The sequence below is a fragment of the Solicola agrisoli genome, assembly GCF_049059935.1.
Taxonomy (GTDB): Bacteria; Actinomycetota; Actinomycetes; order Propionibacteriales; family Nocardioidaceae; genus JAURVT01.
Window position 1 is genome coordinate 48,710 of the sequence record NZ_JBMGQR010000016.1, and the last position, 18,287, is coordinate 66,996.

Here is an 18,287-nt window from a genome sequence, read left to right on the forward strand (position 1 = left end):
AGGTCCGGACGGCCCGGGCCGATCAAGGGTTCCGTGACGTTCTCAGGCACCCCCTCCGGCCGCTCTGCGGTGCTGTCCGGCCGGCTCGCGCCGACCGGGGTCGCCCCCTACGACTTCAGCCGACCCGTCCAGCTGTCGCGCGAGCACGCCCGCGTGATCGAGGGCTGCCTGGAGGGCTTCGCCCGTCAAGCCGCGACGGTGCTGACGACGTCGCTGCGCACCATCTGCCAGGTCGGGCTGCGCTCGCTCGAGCAGATGACCTACGTGGAGTACGTCGACACCCTCGACGAGCAGACCCACCTCAGCCTGGTGTCGCTCGAGCCGCTCGCGCAGCCGGCGATCTGGCAGCTGCCGTTCGAGGCGCTGATGACCTGGGTCGACCTGCTGCTCGGCGGCCACGGCCGCGGCGAGCAGCCCGACCGCTCCCTGTCCGAGATCGAGACCGCCGTGGTGTCCGGCCTGATGGCCGCCCTGCTCGAGGAGCTCCGCTCGTCGCTCGACCCGGTGGTCAGCACCACCCCCGCGCTCGCCGGCGTGTCCTTCCGCCCGCGCCTGGCGCACCTGGTGCCCAACGTCACCGTCCTCGTCGTCGCCACCTTCGCCCTGCGCCAGGGCGACCGCGAGACCACCACCACGCTCGCGCTCCCCTTCGCCTCCCTGCTGCCGCACCTGTCGGCCCAGGGCCGCAGCGGCGAGCTGTCCGAGCGTGAGCGCGCGTCCCGCGACGAGGCGGCCGTCCGGCTCGCGGGCAGCATCCAGGACGTCCCCCTCGACGTCGGCGTGCGCTGCCGCCCCACCACCGTCGCCCCCCACGAGCTCGTCGGGCTGCAGGTCGGCGACGTCGTCCGCCTGCAGCACCCCGCCGACGCACCCCTCGACGTCATGGGCGGCGACGTGCTCTTCGCCCACGGAACCCCCGGCACCCGCGGGCAGTCGCTCGCCTGCCTCGTCATCGCCCCGACCTCCCAGGAGCCCGCATGACCACCTTCGCCCCGCCCACGTCCCCGCAGGCGGCGCTCGACGCCGCGTCCGCGGCCGCGGGTGTCCTGCCCTCCGCCGTCGAGCTCGCCGTCGGCACCCCGCAGCCCCTCGCGCTCCTCGCCGCCGGCGGCTTCACCGCTGCCGCGGTCGCGACCCTCGACGGGTCGGAGCAGACGGTCGTCGCCGTGCTCGTCCAGTCCGCGCTCGTCGACGCCCTCGCCTCCAGCCCGATCGGCGAGCTCGACCTCGCGTCCGCGGTGCAGCCGGCGCTCGACGCCGCGGCCGCCGCCGTCGGCTCCACCGCCGGACCCGCCCGCCGCGTCTCGCCCGACGAGGTGGCCTCGCTCGCCGGCCCCGGCGCGCTCGGCGTCCCGCTCGTGGACGGTGCGAGCACGCACGCCGCCGTCGTCGTCTCCCTGCCCCCGGTCACCGCCGCCCCGGCGCCCGTGACGTCCACCGGTCCCGGCATCGCCATGCTGCACGGGGTCGAGATGCAGGTGACGGTCGAGATCGGTCGCACCCGGATGACCGTCCGCGAGCTGCTCGACCTCGCACCCGGCGACGTCCTGGAGCTCGACCGTGCCGCCGGCAGCCCGGCGGACATGCTCGTCAACGGACGCCTCGTCGCCCGGGGCGAGATCGTGGTGGTGGACGAGAGCTTCGCCCTCCGCGTCACCGAGATCCTCCCCCCGGCCGCCTCCTGATGGCCGAGCTCGTCGTCCGGCTGGTCCTGTCGCTCGCCGTCGTCCTCGGCCTCGTCTGGTTCCTCTACCGGGTCAGCCAGCGCAAGCTGGGCGGCTCGACCTCGCTGCTCAGCGTCGTGGGCCGCCAGGCCGTGAGCCGCAACGCGTCGGTCACCGTCGTCACGGTCGGCGGCCGCGTGCTCGTGCTCGGCGTGTCCGAGCACCAGGTGCAGCTGCTCACCGAGCTCGACCCCGAGACGCTCGACGACGTCCAGGCCCAGGCCGCGGCCGAGGCCGCGCCGTCGGTGGTCGTGGACACGACCGCCCCGCGTGGCACCACGGTCACGCGCGGCGCCCACGCCGCCAGCCCGACGCGCTCCCGGCAGCCCGGTGCGCTCGGCGGATCGATCCTGTCGGCCCGCACCTGGCGCGACGCCTGGACGGCCACCCGTGGCGGCAGGCCGGCATGAGTCCCGCCGCCCTGGCGCGCACGCTGGTCGTCGCGCTGCTGCTCCCCCTCGCCCTCGCGCTGGGCGTGGTCGTGCTCGGGACGTCGCCGGCCGACGCCGCGCCGGCCGACGTCGTCTCGTCGGTCCAGGTGCCGACGGCCGAGGGGCCCGTGAAGCCCGACGGTCCCGACGGCCCGAGCGTCACGGTCGAGCTGCCCGAGGGCAGCGACCTCACCAAGGCCCCCAGCACCCCGGTGGTGCTGCTGCTCGGCATGACGCTGCTGTCGCTCGCCCCGGCGATCGTGCTCACCTGCACGAGCTTCACCAAGATCCTGGTCGTGCTCGGCCTGACGCGCAACGCGCTCGGCCTGCAGCAGACCCCGCCCAACCAGGTGCTCGCAGGCCTGGCGCTGTTCCTCAGCGTGTTCATCATGGCGCCGGTGCTGTCCGACATGAACAAGGACGGCCTGCAGCCCTACCTCAACGACACCAAGAGCCAGACCGTCGCGATGAAGGACGGCGTCCAGCCGCTCAAGGAGTTCATGCTCAAGCAGACCGGCGACGACGAGCTGCAGATGCTCTACAAGGTCGCGGACAGGCCCCAGCCCGAGACGCGGGCGGAGACCTCGCTGCCCACGCTGATCCCGGCGTTCATCCTGAGCGAGCTCAAGCAGGCGTTCATCATCGGCTTCGTCATCTTCATCCCGTTCCTGGTCATCGACATCGTCGTGAGCGCGGCGCTGATGAGCCTCGGCATGATGATGATGCCGCCGGTGATGGTGTCGCTGCCGTTCAAGCTGCTGCTGTTCGTGCTCGTCGACGGGTGGGGCCTGATCATCAAGTCCCTCGTCGGCAGCTACGCGGGCGGGTCGGGGTAGACCGTGACCGACACCGCCGTCATCGAGATCGCGATGCTCAGCATGACCGTCGCGCTCAAGCTCTGCCTGCCCATCCTGCTGCCGGCCCTGATCATCGGCTTCGTCATCTCGCTCGTCCAGTCGATGACCCAGATCCAGGAGTTCACGCTGGCCTTCGTGCCCAAGCTGATCGGCGTCGGCGTGAGCCTGCTGTTCTGCGGCAACTGGATGCTGCACACGCTGATCACGTTCACCCAGGACCTGTTCGAGCGCATCCCCGGGATCCTGGGCTGACGTGGGACTGACCGTCGAGGGCGCGCCGCTCGTCGCCTACGTCCTCGCGTCGGTGCGGATCGTCGCCTGGCTGGTGCTCGTGCCGCCGTACGCGTCGCGCTCGTTCCCCACCCAGGCCAAGGTGCTGCTCGCCCTCGCGCTGTCGTTCGTCGTCGTGCCGTCCACCGAGCTGCCCACGGTGCCGACCGGCACCCTCGAGCTCGCGGTGCAGGTGGCCCAGGAGGTGCTCGTCGGCGCCTCGCTCGGCTTCGTGACCTACCTGGTGTTCGCCGCGGTGCAGGCCGCCGGCGACCTGATCGACGTCTTCGGCGGGTTCAGCCTCGCCGCCGCCTACGACCCGCTGTCGTTCCAGATGAACTCGGTGTTCGGCCGGTTCTACCAGATGCTCGCCACCACCCTGCTGTTCACGACGGGGCTGCACCTGTGGGTGATGGCCGGGCTGCTCAAGACGTTCGACCGACTGCCGGTCGGGATGGGCATCGACGTGTCCAACCTGTCGCAGATCATGCTCGGCGCGTTCGGGGCGTTCATCACCTGCGCGGTGCAGATCGCGCTCCCGATCATGGGCGTGCTGTTCGTCGCCGACCTCGGCCTGGCGCTGCTCACCAAGGTCGCGCCGCAGCTGAACGCCATCGGCATCATGTTCCCGGCCAAGATCGGCCTGACGCTCGTCGTCGTCGGCTTCTCGTTCACCGTCTTCCCCGAGGCGCTGGCCAACCTCAAGGACATGGCCCTCGAGGCCATGTGGGCCCTGACGTGAGGAGGAGGCGCCGGTGAAGGAGGAGAAGACAGAGGCTCCCACCGAGAAGAAGATCAAGGAGAGCCGCAAGGAGGGACGGGTCCCGCGGACGCCGGAGCTCGGCGGCTGGGCGTCGGTGCTGGTCGTGGCGTTCGTGCTGCACCAGCTGGTGTCGTGGGGCACCACCCACACGCGCGAGCTGATGATGCGGTCGACGTCGATCGCCGTCGACGCCGACAGCGAGCAGGCCCTCGCCCTGCTGCGCGAGGGCGGGATCGTCGCGCTCGTCGGGTCGGTGGCGCTGGGCGCCGCGGTCCTCGCGGTCGCCGTCGCGCTCGCGGCCGCGCAGGGCGGCATCCACCTGGCCACCAAGGCGTCCAAGCCGAAGTGGTCGCGGATGAACCCGCTCGAGGGCGCCAAGCGGATCTTCGGGCCGCACGCGCTGTGGGAGGGCGCCAAGACGCTGCTCAAGAGCACGGTCGTGGCCCTGCTCGTCTGGCGCTCCGTGCACGAGCTGATGCCGCTCGTCCGCGGGCTGGTGCCCCTGCAGGTGGCGATCGAGATCGTCGCCCAGGAGGCCACCCGTCTGCTGCGCGACGTCGCGATCGCCGGGCTCCTCGCGGGCGCGATCGACTACGCCGTGCAGCGCCGCAAGATGGGCAAGCAGAACAAGATGACGCTCAAGGAGGTGCGCGACGAGCACAAGCAGTCCGAGGGCGACCCCCTGGTCAAGCACGCGATGCGCTCGCGTCAGCACGCGGCGTCGCGCAACCGCCAGATGGCCGACGTCGCCACCGCCGACGTCGTCCTCGTGAACCCGACGCACGTCGCCGTGGCGCTGCGGTACGAGAGCGAGAAGGGCGCACCGCGCGTGGTCGCCAAGGGCGCCGGCGTGGTCGCGGCTCGCATCCGCGAGCGCGCCGCCGAGGCCAACGTCGCGATGGTCGAGGACGTGCCGCTGGCGCGTGCCCTGCACACGGCGTGCGAGGTGGGGCACGAGGTGCCGCCGGAGCTCTACGCGGCGGTCGCCCAGGTGCTCGCGTTCGTGGTCAACCGACGCAGCCGCGGCTCGTCGGGCGGACGTCACCGCAGCCCGCGCCACGAGCTCGACCTGCCCGAGGTGCCCCGCGCCGGACGCCGTCGCCGCACCGTCGAGACCGCCGCGTAGGCGGCTCGCCGAAATCCTCAGGTCGCCCCCCGGGCGGCCGATCAGAGCGTCGCCAGGACGGCGACCCGCACCACGGACGGTGTGACAGCTCGCCAACCCCGGAGGCACCACCCGTGCGCAACAAGCGTCTCGCCAAGCTCGGCGTGCCCGTCGGCGTCGTCGCGATCATCGTCATGCTGGTCGTCCCGCTGCCGCCGCTGCTGCTCGACCTGCTGATCGCCGCCAACATCACCGCGGGCGTGCTGATCCTGATGACCGCGATGTCGGTCCGCAAGCCGCTCGAGTTCTCCGCGTTCCCCGCCGTCCTGCTCATCGCGACGCTGTTCCGCCTCGCGCTCAACATCAGCGCCACCCGCCTGGTCCTGCTCGACGGCTACGCGGGCAAGGTCATCGAGACCTTCGGCCACTTCGTGGTCGGCGGCTCGCTCATCGTCGGCATCATCGTGTTCGCGATCCTGGTGGTCATCCAGTTCGTCGTCATCACCAACGGCGCCGGACGCGTCGCCGAGGTCGGCGCCCGCTTCAAGCTCGACGCCATGCCCGGCAAGCAGATGGCCATCGACGCCGACCTGAACTCCGGCCTGATCGACGAGGACGAGGCCCGCCGCCGGCGCGCCGAGGTCTCCGAGGAGGCCGACTTCTACGGCGCGATGGACGGCGCCTCCAAGTTCGTCAAGGGCGACGCCATCGCGGCCGTCATCATCACCCTGGTGAACCTGCTCGGCGGGTTCGCGGTGGGCGTGATGCAGAACGGCATGTCGATGGGCGACGCCGTGCAGACCTACAGCCTGCTCACGGTCGGCGACGGCCTCGTCTCGCAGATCCCGGCGCTGCTGCTGTCGGTCGCCACCGGCCTGATCGTCACCCGCGCCGCGTCGCAGGACGACATGGGCACCGACATCGCCGCCCAGCTCACCCGCACCAGCCAGCCGCTGCGCATCGCCGGGTTCGCCGCGATCGCGCTGTGCGTCATCCCGGGCATGCCGAAGATGCCCTTCCTGGTGGTCGGCGCGATCTTCCTGTTCCTGGGCTTCCGGCCCACCGGCGAGAGCACCCCGGCCGAGGACGCGCTGGAGCTCGAGGCACCGGCCCGCGAGCCCGACAGCATCGAGGCGCTCCTCGAGGACATCCAGGTCGACCCGCTCGAGCTCGAGCTGTCGGCCGACCTCGTCGACCTCGTCGACAGCTCGGTCGGCGGCGACCTGCTGGCCCGGGTCAAGTCGCTGCGCCGCAAGGTCGCCGAGGAGATCGGCGTCGTCGTCCCGCCCGTCCGCACCCGCGACAACCTCGACCTGCCGCTGCGGACGTACGCGATCCGCCTGTTCGGCGTCGAGGTGGCCCGCGGCACGGCCCCTCCGGGCACCGTGCTCGCGATCGGCGACAACCTCGCCATGCTCCCCGGGGAGCGCACGGTCGAGCCCGTCTTCGGTCTCGACGCCGTGTGGATCCCCGCCGAGCTGCGCAGCCAGGCCGAGATCGCCGGCGCCACCGTCGTCGACCGCGCGTCGGTGGTCACCACCCACCTCGCGGACGTCGTCCGTCGCAACGCGGCCCGCCTGCTCGGACGCGAGGAGACCCGGATGCTGTCGGAGTCCCTGCGCCGGACGCACCCCACCGTCGTCGAGGAGCTGACCCCGGCACAGATGACCCTGGGCGAGGTGCAGCGCGTCCTGCAGCGCCTGCTCGCCGAGGGCGTCTCCATCCGCGACCTCGCCCGCATCTTCGAGGCGCTCTCGCTGCGCGCGTCGGTCAGCAAGGACGTCGACGGGCTGGTGCTCAGCGCCCGCGAGGCCCTCGGGCCGGCCCTGCTGCAGCCGTACGCGGCCGACGGCACCGTCCACGTGATCAGCTTCGACCCCGCGCTCGAGCAGCAGATGCTCCGCTCGCTGCACCTCAACGAAGACGGCGGCGCGCTGGCCCTCGACCCCGACGTCGCCCACCTGGTGCTGACCCAGCTCGCCCGCTTCACCCACGACGCCGAGCAGGCCGACCGCACCCCCGTGCTCGCCTGCGCCCCCCAGCTGAGGTCGGCGGTGCAGCGACTGCTCACCCAGGCCTCGGCCACCACGCCCGTGCTGTCGTACACCGAGCTGTCGACGGCCCAGCAGATCGACTCGGTGGGCGTCCTGCAGGGCACCGCCGCGGTGGGTGCCTGACCGACGTCCGCCTAGGGTGGAGCCGATGTCGGTCGGCGCGTGGGTCCCAGCCGCGCTGCAGCGGACCCTCCTGCTCCTGGCCGTGGCCCTGCTCCTGGTCGGGGGCGCTCCGCGCGGCGACGTCTCGGCCCACGTCGCGGCCACCAGCGCGTCGGACGCCGTCGCCCCGTGCGCGCTCGGCGGCTCCGACGACCACGAGGTCTCGACCGTCGTGTCGAGCACGGCCCACCAGCAGTGCCTGCGGGCGCCGGGCACCGACGTCGCGGACGTGGCCGCCGGCCGGCTCGACGTCGTGCCCGCGGTCGCCGCGCCGCGTCCCTCCCCGTGGACGTGGGCGCCTCCCCCGGCGCCGTGGGACGGGCCCGCCCACTCGGGCAGCAGGGCGCCACCGGTCGCCCGCACCGCCTGAGCACGACCTCCTCCCCGGGGTCGTGCCCGCGGTGCCGCATGCCCGCGCCCTCACGCACCCCACCGGAAGGACCCACCCATGGGCCGCATCGGACCCACCGAGCTCCTGCTGATCCTCCTCGTCGCCACGCTCCTGTTCGGCGCCAAGCGACTTCCCGACCTCGCCCGCGGCTCCGGCCGCGCCCTGCGCATCTTCACGACCGAGATCGACGGCCTCGGCGACGACCGCCGTCCCTCCGACGACCAGGAGGGACCGGGCCGTGGCTGACCGCGCCGCGTCGGCGCGCGGCGTCACCGCGACCCTGGGGCGCGGGTTCGCGATGGGCGCGGTCGAGGCCGTGCCCGGCGTCTCGGCCGCCACCGTCGCCCTGGTCCTGGGCTCCTACGACCGGCTGCTGCAGGCCGCGGGCGACCTCGGCGGCGGCGCCGGGCTGCTCGTCCGCGGTCGGCCCGGCGAGGCAGGGCACCGGTGGGCGGCGGTGCCGTGGGCGTGGCTCGCGACGGTCGCCGCCGGCGCGGTCGCCGCGGTGCTGCTCGTCGTCCCGCTGCTGCGCTCGCTGCTCGCCGGCCACCCGCAGCCGATGGCCGGGCTGTTCCTCGGCTTCGTGCTCGCCGCGTCCCTGCTGGTGTGGCGACAGGTGGGCGGGCACGACCCGCTGCACCTGCTGCTCGCCGTCGCGGCGGCCGCCGCGCTGTTCGTGCTGCTCGGGGTCGCGGCGCCGTCGTCCGGCGCACCGGTCTCGTGGTGGTGGCTCACCGCGGGCGGCGCCCTGGCCGCGTGCGCCGCGCTGCTGCCGGGCGTCAGCGGGTCGCTCGTGCTCGTGGCCGTCGGCCTCTACGCCGACGTCCTCACCGCCCTGGCCGAGCGCGACCTGTCCGTGCTGGGCCCGCTCGCCGCGGGCGTCGTCGTCGGGGGCGCGGTGTTCGCCGGGTTGGTCCTGCGCCTGCTGCACCGCCACCACGACGTCGTGCTGGCCGTCCTCGTCGGGCTGATGCTGGGGTCGACCCGGGTGCTGTGGCCCTGGCCCCACGGCACCCAGGACACCGTGCTCGGCCCGCCGACGTCCGTGGCCCCCTGGGTGGCCGCGACGGCCGGCGTGGTCCTGGTGGTCCTGCTGACGCGGGGCCTCCCCCGCACGCCCCACGCGGCCGACGGAGCCGCGCGGTGACCGTCGACGCCGGCGTCGCCGAGACGATCACCGACGTCCTGACGTCGGTGCCCGCCTGGGTGGTGCTCACGGTGGTCTTCGTGCTGCCGCTCGTGGAGGCCGCGCTGTTCGTCGGGCTGGTGATCCCCGGGGAGACCGCCGTCCTGGTCGGCGGCGTCACGGCCGGTGCCGGCGACCTGCCCCTGTGGGCCGTCGTGGTGGCCGCGGTGTCGGGCGCCGTGATCGGCGACCAGGCGGGCTACCTGGTCGGACGACGCTGGGGGCGCGCCGTCGTCTCGCGCACCCCCGTGCTGCGGCACCGCACGGACGCGGTCGACCGTGCGCTCGCGTTCGTCCGGCGCCGCGGGGCGATGGCCGTCGTCCTGGGACGGTGGGTGTCCGCGCTGCGTGCGCTCGTGCCCGGCGTCGCCGGGATGAGCCACATGCCGCGACGCGTCTTCACCGTCGCCAACCTCGTCGGCGGCACGGTCTGGGCCGGGTCGGTGTCGGTGGTCGGCTACCTCGCCGGGTCGTCGCTCGAGACCGTCGAGGCGAACCTGCGGCTGTTCGGCACCGGCAGCGCCGTCGTCGTCGTGGCCGTGCTGGCCGGCGCCTGGGTCTGGCACCGACGGCGACCTATTCTTGACTAGTTCCAGTTTGGAGGGCAGAGTCGTGGGCGTGCAGACCACCGCCGAGATCCACACCGCCCTGCGCGGGGCGGCGCTGCGCGTCACCCGTCAGCGGGTGGCGGTGCTCGCGGCCGTGCAGACCCTGCCGCACGCCGACACCGACACCGTGCTGCGCGCCGTCCGGTCCGAGATGGCCGACGTCTCGCACCAGACGGTCTACGACGCGCTGCACGCCCTCACCGGGGCCGGGCTGGTGCGACGCATCCAGCCGGCGGGCTCGGTGGCGCGCTACGAGGCGCGTACCGGCGACAACCACCACCACGTGGTGTGCCGCTCGTGCGGCGTCGTCGCCGACGTCGACTGCACCACCGGCCAGGCCCCGTGCCTGGCCCCCTCCGACGACCACGGCTTCGTCATCGACGAGGCCGAGGTGATCTTCTGGGGCACCTGCCAGGCGTGCTCCACGACCACACCCACCAGCAGAGAGGAAGTCCGGTGACCGACCAGAGCCACGAGACCCGCGAAGCCGAGATGAACACCGAGGCCGCGGGCGGCTGTCCCGTCGCGCACGGGCGGATGAGCCACCCCACCGAGGGCTCGAGCAACGAGCGCTGGTGGCCCGAGACGCTCAACGTCAAGATCCTCCGCAAGAACCACCCGTCGTCGGACCCCCTCGACGAAGACTTCGACTACGCCGCCGAGTTCCAGACCGTCGACCTCGACGACCTCCGCCGCGACGTCACCGAGGTCATGACGACGTCGCAGGACTTCTGGCCCGCCGACTACGGCCACTACGGCCCGTTCTTCATCCGCATGGCGTGGCACAGCGCGGGCACCTACCGCGTGGCCGACGGCCGCGGCGGCGCCGGCGCCGGCATGCAGCGCTTCGCCCCCCTGAACAGCTGGCCCGACAACGCCAACCTCGACAAGGCACGCCGCCTGCTCTGGCCCATCAAGGCCAAGTACGGACGCCGCCTGTCGTGGGCCGACCTGATCGTCTTCACCGGCAACGTCGCGCTCGAGGACATGGGCCTGCCGACGTTCGGCTTCGCCGGCGGCCGCGTCGACGGCTGGGAGCCCGACGAGGACGTGTACTGGGGCCCCGAGACCGTCTGGCTCGGCGACGAGCGCTACGACGACGAGCACAAGCTCACCGGTCCCCTCGCCGCGGTCCAGATGGGCCTGATCTACGTCAACCCCGAGGGCCCCAACGGCAACCCCGACCCGATGGCCTCGGCGCGCGACATCCGCGAGACGTTCGGCCGGATGGCGATGAACGACGAGGAGACCTTCGCCCTCATCGCCGGTGGCCACACCTTCGGCAAGACGCACGGTGCGGGCGACCCCGAGCCGCACGTCGGCCCCGAGCCCGAGGGTGCGGACATCACCGAGCAGGGCCTGGGCTGGCGCAGCACCTTCGGCACCGGCAAGGGCCGCGACGCGATCACCAGCGGCATCGAGGTCACCTGGACCTCCACGCCCACCACGTGGAGCATGAAGTACCTGGAGAACCTGTACGGCCTGGAGTGGGAGCTCACCAAGAGCCCCGGCGGCGCGTACCAGTGGCAGCCCGAGGGCGGCGCGGCGGCGAACACCGTCCCCGACCCGGCCGACGGCTCGCTCTCGCGCCCGCCGACGATGCTGACGTCCGACGTCGCGCTCAAGGTCGACCCGACCTACGAGGCGATCGGCCGCCGCTTCCTGGCCAACCCCGACGAGTTCGCCGACGCGTTCGCGCGCGCCTGGTTCAAGCTCACGCACCGCGACATGGGCCCGATCCAGCGCTACCTCGGCGCCGAGGTGCCGGCCGAGGAGCTGCTCTGGCAGGACCGCGTCCCGGCCGTCGACCACGAGCTGGTCTCCGACGACGACGTCGCCGCGCTCAAGGCCACGATCCTGGACTCGGGTCTGTCGACCTCGCGCCTGGTCGCGACCGCATGGGCCGCGGCCTCGAGCTTCCGGGTCAGCGACAAGCGAGGCGGCGCCAACGGTGCCCGTCTCCGCCTCGAGCCGCAGAACGGCTGGGCCGTCAACGACCCCGACGAGCTCGCCACCGCGCTGCGCACCCTCGAGCGCGTCCAGGCCGACTTCAACGCGTCGGCCACCGGCGGGAAGAAGATCTCGCTCGCCGACGTGATCGTCCTCGCGGGCGCCGCCGGCGTGGAGAAGGCCGCCGCCGACGCCGGCCACCCCGTCACGGTCCCGTTCACCCCGGGCCGCACGGACGCCACGCAGGAGCAGACCGAGGTCGAGTCGTTCCACTGGCTCGAGCCGCAGTCCGACGGCTTCCGCAACTTCGTCGGCAAGGGCCAGCCGCTGCCGGCCGAGTTCCTGCTCGTCGACCGCGCGAACCTGCTCGGCCTCAGCGCGCCGGAGATGACGGTCCTCGTCGGCGGCCTGCGCGTGCTCGGCGCCAACACCGGCGGTTCGACCGCCGGCGTCCTGACCGACCGGGTCGGGTCGCTGAGCAACGACTTCTTCCGCAACCTGCTCGCGATGGACCTCGAGTGGAGCCAGGTCGGCGACGACCGCGACTCCTTCGAGGCCCGCCGCGCCGGCAGCGACGAGGTCGTCTGGACCGGCACCCGCAACGACCTCGTGTTCGGCTCGAACTCCGAGCTGCGCGCCGTCGCCGAGGTGTACGCCAGCGACGACGCCGAGGAGAAGTTCGTGCGCGACTTCGTCCGCGCCTGGGACAAGGTGATGATGGCCGACCGCTACGACCTGGTCTGACCCTCACCGCACCCCGACGCCCGGGCCGGCCCCTCGTGGGCCGGCCCGGGCGTCCCCACGTCCAGCCCCCTCCCCTCCCCGCCCCGCGCCCGGCACGCCGAGTGGCGCAAATTCGGGGTCGACACGCGGTGGACACCCCGAATCTGCGCCACTCGGGACGGGTTCTGCGCCACTCGGCGAGCCGGACGAGGTCGTCGCCGACCTGGTGCCCGGCTCGCGCAGCGGCTCGGAGGGCCCCGGAGGTCAGCCGGCGACGAGTCCGCGCTCGTCGTGGACCACGTCGGGCCACGGCTCGCGGGCCAGCGCGAGCAGTCGCTCGACCTCCGCGACGACGGACCCGGCCTCCGCGGCGATCGCCGCGGCGTCGTCGGAGCCGACCCGGTCGTCGAGTTCGGCGAGGAACCGCCGCACCCACCCCGCGGGGTCGTCGACCATGGTGGGGTCGAACTCGCGGTCGCCCGGCTCGCCGCCGGCCATCTGCGGGTGCCAGTGCATGCGGTCGGCGGCGTGCGGAGCCGACTCGAGCAGGTCGACGCGCACGACCGCCGGTTCGAGCACGAGGGACGGCGAGGAGTAGATCGACCCCGTCGCGGACCAGCGTGCGGGCCGCACCTCGACGCGCACGCCTCGCTCGCGGACGTCCGGCTCCCCGGCGAGCGCCGGGTCGGCGAAGTCGACGAGCGTCACGGTGACGGCCGCACCGCCGAAGGTCCAGATGCGTTCCATGCCCACCATCGTGCCCGCACGCCGTCCCCACGTGGCGAGCGACTCGGGTCGACCGGGTCGGGTCACCGGGAGGGCAGTGGCACCGCGCGCAGCGGGTCGCCGCCATCGACGAGCAGGAGGCCCGGCGCCACGAGCGCGTCGGCGAGTCGGCGCAGCGCCACCTCCCCGAGGCGCGGGTGCCGGCCGTCGAGGGCACCGACGCGGACGGCGAACGCGAGGTCGTAGGGCTGCTCGTCCGGCCCGAGCACGAAGTCCTCGACGGCCACCCGGCGGACGCTCATGGTGCCCGCGCCGATCTCGGCGGCGGCGTGGGCCTTCGCCAGCGCGACGCTCCGGTCCGAGCGGTTGATCATCAGCACGTGGCCGTCACCGACCCGCCGCGCGACGGCCCGGGCAGCGGCGCCCGGTCCCCCGCCGACCTCCAGCACACGCATGCCGGGACGGAGCGGGAGCGCGTCGACGACGGCCTGCAGTCGCGGCGACAGGGTGCTCATCTTCCCCATCCTGCCTCGGCCGAACGCCCACCCGGACGCACGACGACGGGCTAGCCTGGTGCCCGCAGGAGGCACCTCCTGGTCCCGGACCACGATCGGCATCACGTGCTCGCACGTCTCAGGCCCTGGCAGGCCGCCGCGGCGGTCGTCGCCGTGCTGCTCGTCGTGCAGACCCTGCTCCTCGTCCTCCCCGGCGGCTCGACGGACGCCGGCGCGGATGAGCCCGCGCCCCTGTCGGTGCAGCCGCCGGAGACCGTGGTGGCGGGAGTGTTCCTGCTGGCGGTGTTCGCCGTCCTGTGGCTGGTGTTCACGCTCGTCGCCCGGGTGAGGTCGCGGCGCGGCTGAGCGTCCGGGCCGGCCACGGACCCGTTCATCCGGCGGCGACGACCACCAGCTCGTTGCCCTGGGGGTCGGCGACCCGCCACCGACCGTCCACCTCGTCTGCGAGCCGTCCACCGGCGGCCACGGCCGTGGCGACGCGAGCCTGTGCGAGGTCGGACGGCACCGCGAGCTCGACGTGGACGCGGTTGCGCTGAAGCCGGCGTCCGTCGTCGGCGGCGTCGAGCTCCTGGAACACCAGGACCGGGCCCAGCCGCCGCGGGTCGACGACGTCGCGGAGCCCCGGGCGCCGGTCGGGCACGTACCCGAGCGCGGCGAGCCAGAACGCGCGGACAACGTCGACGTCGGCGGCGTCGAGGAAGACCTGCACCAGGCGCGGCAGCCCGGTGTCCGCGACGGCCCCGAGCTCCCTGGCCGCCGACTGGATCTCCGCGGCGAGGCCGGTGAAGTCGAGGTCGAGGCCGTGGGCGTCGGCGTCCGACCGGTCCTTGCCGGTGTCGAGGACGACCAGCCCGGGACGAAGGTCGACCAGCAGCGGGAAGCCCGCGTCGTCGGCCCGTGCCGCCGCTGCGGCAGCGAGAGCGAGCTGCTGCGCCGTCGTCCTGGTGCGGTAGCAGGCAACCGCGCCGAACACCGTCTGCCAGTCCGCCGTGCTCTCGTCGCCGTGCGCGTCGCCCGGCACCAGGTCGACCTCGTTGCCGTCGGGGTCGGCGTGACACAGGCCGTAGGGCCCCGATCCCTCGCCCAGGCCCACCTGCTCGACCACCGGGGCCGGTCGCACCACGTCGAGGTGGATGCGGTTCCGGAGCGGTCGGCGCTCGGCCGACTCCCGGACCTGCAGGTCGGGGTCGCGCCGCAGGGGGTCGGCCAGTCGACCGTCCTGCGTCGACGCGTAGCCGAGGACGGGCTGCCAGAACCGTCGCAGCCCTGCCGGGTCGGGGGTCTCGAGCACGACGCTCGGGTGCTGCAGCACCGAGGTGTCCGCGACGAGCCCGAGGCCGCGGGCCGCCACCGACACGGCCCGGGCGTGCTCGCCGGAGTCGAGACGCACGCGCAGACCCGCCGGCCGTAGGTCCACCGCGATGCCGGGTGACGCGTCGAGGGAGCGACCCGCCAGCGCGACGCCCTCCCCCAGGGACGCCGCACCGAACCACGCCGTCGCGACGCCGTCCACCCATCGCCAGTCCGTGCCCATCTCCGTCATGCTGGCACCGTAGGTCGCACCGCCGACGATCTCCACGGCGTCGACGTCGACCCCTCAGCGGGGCGAGGTGAGCATCTGCGCGAGGTGGTCCAGGGAGCGCTCGAGGTGACCGTCGGGGAACACGGGGAGCGTCAGGTACGCGCGCGGTCCGGGCCCCACCGCCGACCAGTCGTCGGTGAGGGTCACCCATCCGGTGCCGTCGATCCCGGCGTGCCGCGAGGGGTCGGCCAGGACCGCGAAGACGTCGTCGGCCGCGGCCTCGATGGTGGTCGCCGCGCTCACGCTCTCGTCCTCGGTGCCACTACTGACCGTCGGCGGCACCGGTCGCCCGTTCGCACCCGCCGGGCTCACGTGCCCACGCGCCCGTCGATCCCCTCACGGAGCAGGTCGAGGTGACCGCAGTGCCGGGCGTACTCGGTGATCAGCCGGAGCACCACCCAGCGCAGGTCGACGACCTCGCCGGGGTCCCAGTCGAGCGGTCGCGCGGTGTCGTCGAGGTCGTGGGCGGCGACGATCGCGCGGGACACCTCGCACTCCGCGCGCCAGGCCTCCAGGTCGGCGGTGACGTCGGAGTCGGCGGGCGGCTCGAAGTCGAGGTCGGGCTGCTCGGCGGTGAAGAAGAGGTGGGGCACGTCGCGGCGCTCGAAGTTCTGCTGGAACCACCAGCGCTCGACGCCGGCGAGGTGCCGGACCAGGCCGTGGACCGACATCGTGGACGGCGCCATGGGCCGCGACCGGGCCTGCTCGGGCGTGAGGCCGCGGCACTTCAGGTCGACCGTCGCCCGGAAGTGGTCGAGCGTCGCCGCCAGCGCCTCCCGCTCGGCCGCCACCCGTGGGATGCGTGGGCGGTCGTCGTCCTCCCAGACGGGCGAGTAGGCGTCCTCGGTCAGGCCGGACTCGGCCAGGCTCGGGTCGGCAGCGGGCTGGTCGCTCATGCGCGGCACTCTGCCACCGGCGTCCGACGGTGTCACCGGCTCCAGTCGACTGCGTCGTGCGCGGCCAGGAGCCGGGCGCCACGGACGGGGTCGTGCTGCGCGATCCAAGCGATCCGTCCGCGCAGGTGCTGCTCGAACGCGGACACGTCGTCACGGTTCTGGGTGCTCGGCCCGTGCCTGCGGCAGTTGAACAGGATCGCGCGCAGCCGGTCGACCTCGGCGCGCGAGACCCGGGGACGGTCGTTGACCACCAGGCCGCCGAGCGTCTGGCGCCCGGCGTGCGGCATCACACCGGTCTTGCGCGTGTTCAGCCGGAAGCCCTCGTCGCGCACGACCTGCTCGATCGCGTCGAGCAGCCGGGACGTCCCCCTCCCCCAGCCCGTCTCGCCGGAGAAGGCGAGGTCGTCGGCGTAGCGGGTGTACCGCCCACCCCACGACCGCGCGAGCGCCGCGAGCCGGACGTCGAGCCCGAACGCCGCGAGGTTGGCCACGGCCGGGGAGGTCGGCGCGCCCTGCGGCAGGTGGGGCGCGGCGAGCCGTCGTCCCAGGCGCCAGTGGGCGTCGAGCAGCCCCTCGTCCGCGGGCCGCGGCACGCCCCGCCACGCCGAGCGCGGCAGCACGGTGGTGACCAGGCCCGCCAGGCGGTGCGCGACCGGCTCGGGGTAGCCGGCCGACCGCCAGATGCCGAAGACCCGCGACACGGTGACGCTCGCGAAGAACGCCTCGAGGTCGAGGCGGACGACGACGGCCTGCCGCGCGTGCGGCGCCGCGTAGGACCGCACCGAGCCGCCGGGACGGAATCCGCGGGCGGCGTCGTGGGGCGGGATCAGGCCCACGACCTCGTCGAGGAGCTGCCGCTGGACGACCTTGAGCCGGTGCTTGGGCGCCTCGAGCACCCGGATCGCACCGCTGGGCGCGACGCGGTGGCTGACGCGGTAGTGCTGGAGGGGCACGTCGGTCGCCGTGCGCGCGAGGCGGCGGGGGTCGGCGAACCACTCGAGCTCCGGCGCGGTGACCCCGAGCAACCGGGCGAGCCCGTCGAGGTCGTCGACCACCGGCAGCCGCCAGCGGTTCGCCAGCATCCGGGTGGCGGCCACCGGCTGCGCGACCGGGGACGTGCGGGCACCGGCCTTGGCCGCCGCCGGCCGCGTCGCGACGACGGCGGCCAGCTCGCGCGGTCGGTCGTGCGGGGCGCGCGGGTAGAGCTCGAGCGTCTGCTTCGCGAGCTTGGTGAGCCACCGCGGACGTCGCCCCAGGACCGCCGCACCGCTGTCGACCAGACCGTCCCGCGACCACTCGCCCGCGAGGTAGCCGGACGCGAGCGCCCGCGCGAGGTCGTCCCTCACCGGGCCGGCGCCCCGGTGGCGGCGCGGACGGACGAAGGGTGCGGCAGCGCTGCTCGACCTGTCCCGTCGTGCGCGCGAAGACCTGCAGCGGAGCACAGCGAGTCGCGCGCGGTGCAGTGCCCGAACGTTCCGGTGGTCCCCGGGGTAGCCCCGGGGAGGCGGATCGACGTCAGGCGCCGGTCCACCGTCTCGAGAGAGCGCTGCCGCACGCCGCAGACTCTAGCCGTCGGACCGCCGGGGCGAGGCTGCTCTCGAGGACGACCGAGACGCTCCTGAACCGGGTCCTGCGGGCGCGCCGACGACGGCCTGCGACTTCGGTACCGTGCCGGGCATGCCCATCAAGCTCGAGAACGTCGGCATCGCCGTGCGCGACCTCGAGGCGGCGATCGCGTTCTTCACCGACCTCGGTCTCACCGTCCTCGGCCGCGACACGGTCAGCGGCGAGTGGACCGACACCGCCGTCGGGCTCGACGGCAACCACGCCCACATCGCCATGCTGCAGACCCCGGACGGTCACGGCCGTCTCGAGCTCTTCGAGTACCTCCACCCCGACGCGGTCGAGACCACACCCACGGTGCCCAACCAGATCGGCATGCACCGCGTGGCCTTCTCGGTCGACGACCTCGACGCCGCGCTCGAGACCGCCGCCCGCCACGGGTGCCACCCGCTGCGCGGCGTGGCCACCTACCAGGACGTCTACCGGCTCACCTACCTGCGCGGCCCCAGCGACATCATCGTGATGCTCGCCGAGGAGCTGAAGCCGAGCTGACCTGTGGACGACGCATCGCGCCCACTGCGCCGGACCTTGTTCAAGCCGCTCCACGTCCACACTATTGCGAACACATGTTCGACTGTCGTAAAATGAGCCCATGACGGTCACCGCTCTCCCGCTCACCGAGCACCCCGCCTTCGCGGTGCTCGCCGCGGTCGAGAGCGCCCTGGCCGACGGTGACCTGACGGTCTACGCGGGCCTGTCGGCCGACGACGCGACGCAGCTC

The 18,287-nt window shown here is 73.7% G+C and carries 22 protein-coding genes; 16 read left to right on the plus strand and 6 right to left on the minus strand.

What is annotated here, in order from left to right:
- Nucleotides 1-33 precede the first annotated feature (33 nt).
- The 14 genes from ACI6PP_RS08410 (at nt 34) to katG (ending at nt 12,245) form a co-directional block, all read left to right on the plus strand.
- Nucleotides 34-981 (plus strand): flagellar motor switch protein FliM, encoded by a 948-nt coding sequence (locus ACI6PP_RS08410; protein WP_421110751.1) that lies wholly within the window; start codon nt 34-36, stop codon nt 979-981.
- Nucleotides 978-1,685, plus strand: a complete 708-nt coding sequence (gene fliN / locus ACI6PP_RS08415) for a flagellar motor switch protein FliN (protein WP_421110753.1) — start codon at nt 978-980, stop codon at nt 1,683-1,685. Before ACI6PP_RS08410 ends, fliN begins: the two co-directional genes overlap by 4 nt.
- Nucleotides 1,685-2,134, plus strand: a complete 450-nt coding sequence (gene fliO / locus ACI6PP_RS08420) for a flagellar biosynthetic protein FliO (RefSeq protein WP_421110755.1) — start codon at nt 1,685-1,687, stop codon at nt 2,132-2,134. Before fliN ends, fliO begins: the two co-directional genes overlap by 1 nt.
- Nucleotides 2,131-2,991, plus strand: coding sequence for a flagellar type III secretion system pore protein FliP (gene fliP, locus ACI6PP_RS08425; RefSeq protein ID WP_421110756.1), 861 nt, complete (start codon nt 2,131-2,133; stop codon nt 2,989-2,991). Before fliO ends, fliP begins: the two co-directional genes overlap by 4 nt.
- A 3-nt stretch (nt 2,992-2,994) precedes the next feature.
- Entirely contained in the window at nt 2,995-3,264 is a 270-nt protein-coding gene (locus ACI6PP_RS08430) for a flagellar biosynthetic protein FliQ (RefSeq protein WP_421110758.1), read from the plus strand.
- Between the two features lies 1 nt (nt 3,265).
- Entirely contained in the window at nt 3,266-4,024 is a 759-nt protein-coding gene (locus tag ACI6PP_RS08435) for a flagellar biosynthetic protein FliR (protein ID WP_421110760.1), read from the plus strand.
- 13 nt (nt 4,025-4,037) lie between these two features.
- Entirely contained in the window at nt 4,038-5,171 is a 1,134-nt protein-coding gene (locus tag ACI6PP_RS08440) for an EscU/YscU/HrcU family type III secretion system export apparatus switch protein (RefSeq protein WP_421110762.1), read from the plus strand.
- A 113-nt stretch (nt 5,172-5,284) separates the two neighbouring features.
- Complete coding sequence (gene flhA / locus ACI6PP_RS08445; RefSeq protein WP_421110764.1) at nt 5,285-7,327, plus strand: flagellar biosynthesis protein FlhA; 2,043 nt, start codon at nt 5,285-5,287, stop codon at nt 7,325-7,327.
- A gap of 25 nt (nt 7,328-7,352) precedes the next feature.
- Nucleotides 7,353-7,736, plus strand: coding sequence for a hypothetical protein (locus tag ACI6PP_RS08450; protein WP_421110766.1), 384 nt, complete (start codon nt 7,353-7,355; stop codon nt 7,734-7,736).
- Nucleotides 7,737-7,814: 78 nt separating this feature from the next.
- Nucleotides 7,815-8,003, plus strand: a complete 189-nt coding sequence (locus ACI6PP_RS08455) for a twin-arginine translocase TatA/TatE family subunit (protein WP_421110767.1) — start codon at nt 7,815-7,817, stop codon at nt 8,001-8,003.
- Nucleotides 7,996-8,904, plus strand: a complete 909-nt coding sequence (locus ACI6PP_RS08460) for an undecaprenyl phosphate translocase family protein (protein WP_421110768.1) — start codon at nt 7,996-7,998, stop codon at nt 8,902-8,904. Before ACI6PP_RS08455 ends, ACI6PP_RS08460 begins: the two co-directional genes overlap by 8 nt.
- Entirely contained in the window at nt 8,901-9,533 is a 633-nt protein-coding gene (locus ACI6PP_RS08465; RefSeq protein ID WP_421110770.1) for a DedA family protein, read from the plus strand. The genes ACI6PP_RS08460 and ACI6PP_RS08465 overlap by 4 nt, the downstream gene beginning before the upstream one ends.
- A gap of 28 nt (nt 9,534-9,561) precedes the next feature.
- Complete coding sequence (locus ACI6PP_RS08470) at nt 9,562-10,011, plus strand: Fur family transcriptional regulator (RefSeq protein WP_421110772.1); 450 nt, start codon at nt 9,562-9,564, stop codon at nt 10,009-10,011.
- 32 nt (nt 10,012-10,043) lie between these two features.
- Nucleotides 10,044-12,245 (plus strand): catalase/peroxidase HPI, encoded by a 2,202-nt coding sequence (gene katG / locus ACI6PP_RS08475; protein WP_421110787.1) that lies wholly within the window; start codon nt 10,044-10,046, stop codon nt 12,243-12,245.
- A gap of 243 nt (nt 12,246-12,488) precedes the next feature.
- Here katG and ACI6PP_RS08480 read toward each other — a convergent pair whose 3' ends face one another.
- Together ACI6PP_RS08480 and ACI6PP_RS08485 are read right to left on the minus strand one after the other, a co-directional pair.
- A complete protein-coding gene (locus ACI6PP_RS08480) occupies nt 12,489-12,971 on the minus strand; it encodes a hypothetical protein (RefSeq protein ID WP_421110773.1) in 483 nt (160 codons plus the stop codon).
- A gap of 62 nt (nt 12,972-13,033) precedes the next feature.
- On the minus strand, nt 13,034-13,465 hold the full coding sequence (locus ACI6PP_RS08485; RefSeq protein WP_421110775.1) for a methyltransferase domain-containing protein: 432 nt from the start codon (nt 13,463-13,465) through the stop codon (nt 13,034-13,036).
- Nucleotides 13,466-13,570: 105 nt separating this feature from the next.
- Here ACI6PP_RS08485 and ACI6PP_RS08490 point away from each other — a divergent pair, with 105 nt between their 5' ends.
- A complete protein-coding gene (locus tag ACI6PP_RS08490) occupies nt 13,571-13,810 on the plus strand; it encodes a hypothetical protein (RefSeq protein WP_421110777.1) in 240 nt (79 codons plus the stop codon).
- A 25-nt stretch (nt 13,811-13,835) separates the two neighbouring features.
- Here ACI6PP_RS08490 and ACI6PP_RS08495 read toward each other — a convergent pair whose 3' ends face one another.
- From ACI6PP_RS08495 to ACI6PP_RS08510, 4 genes are all read right to left on the minus strand, one after another.
- Complete coding sequence (locus tag ACI6PP_RS08495; RefSeq protein ID WP_421110778.1) at nt 13,836-15,008, minus strand: VOC family protein; 1,173 nt, start codon at nt 15,006-15,008, stop codon at nt 13,836-13,838.
- A 54-nt stretch (nt 15,009-15,062) separates the two neighbouring features.
- Entirely contained in the window at nt 15,063-15,290 is a 228-nt protein-coding gene (locus tag ACI6PP_RS08500; RefSeq protein ID WP_421110779.1) for an SRPBCC family protein, read from the minus strand.
- 65 nt (nt 15,291-15,355) lie between these two features.
- Nucleotides 15,356-15,943, minus strand: coding sequence for a DinB family protein (locus ACI6PP_RS08505; protein WP_421110781.1), 588 nt, complete (start codon nt 15,941-15,943; stop codon nt 15,356-15,358).
- A gap of 32 nt (nt 15,944-15,975) precedes the next feature.
- Nucleotides 15,976-17,289, minus strand: coding sequence for a reverse transcriptase family protein (locus ACI6PP_RS08510; protein WP_421110783.1), 1,314 nt, complete (start codon nt 17,287-17,289; stop codon nt 15,976-15,978).
- 331 nt (nt 17,290-17,620) lie between these two features.
- Between ACI6PP_RS08510 and ACI6PP_RS08515 the strand changes: the two genes are divergently transcribed.
- Nucleotides 17,621-18,058, plus strand: a complete 438-nt coding sequence (locus tag ACI6PP_RS08515; RefSeq protein WP_421110785.1) for a VOC family protein — start codon at nt 17,621-17,623, stop codon at nt 18,056-18,058.
- The last annotated feature ends 229 nt before the right edge of the window (nt 18,059-18,287 follow it).

Bases quoted from the DNA above. Each gene is read 5' to 3' on its own strand.
- fliN (WP_421110753.1), top strand. From the start codon at position 978: ATGACCACCTTCGCCCCGCCCACGTCCCCGCAGGCGGCGCTCGACGCC.
- fliO (WP_421110755.1), top strand. From the start codon at position 1,685: ATGGCCGAGCTCGTCGTCCGGCTGGTCCTGTCGCTCGCCGTCGTCCTC.
- fliP (WP_421110756.1), top strand. From the start codon at position 2,131: ATGAGTCCCGCCGCCCTGGCGCGCACGCTGGTCGTCGCGCTGCTGCTC.
- ACI6PP_RS08450 (WP_421110766.1), top strand. From the start codon at position 7,353: ATGTCGGTCGGCGCGTGGGTCCCAGCCGCGCTGCAGCGGACCCTCCTG.
- ACI6PP_RS08455 (WP_421110767.1), top strand. From the start codon at position 7,815: ATGGGCCGCATCGGACCCACCGAGCTCCTGCTGATCCTCCTCGTCGCC.
- katG (WP_421110787.1), top strand. From the start codon at position 10,044: ATGAACACCGAGGCCGCGGGCGGCTGTCCCGTCGCGCACGGGCGGATG.
- ACI6PP_RS08480 (WP_421110773.1), bottom strand. From the start codon at position 12,971: ATGGAACGCATCTGGACCTTCGGCGGTGCGGCCGTCACCGTGACGCTC.
- ACI6PP_RS08485 (WP_421110775.1), bottom strand. From the start codon at position 13,465: ATGAGCACCCTGTCGCCGCGACTGCAGGCCGTCGTCGACGCGCTCCCG.
- ACI6PP_RS08495 (WP_421110778.1), bottom strand. From the start codon at position 15,008: ATGACGGAGATGGGCACGGACTGGCGATGGGTGGACGGCGTCGCGACG.
- ACI6PP_RS08505 (WP_421110781.1), bottom strand. From the start codon at position 15,943: ATGAGCGACCAGCCCGCTGCCGACCCGAGCCTGGCCGAGTCCGGCCTG.
- ACI6PP_RS08515 (WP_421110785.1), top strand. From the start codon at position 17,621: ATGCCCATCAAGCTCGAGAACGTCGGCATCGCCGTGCGCGACCTCGAG.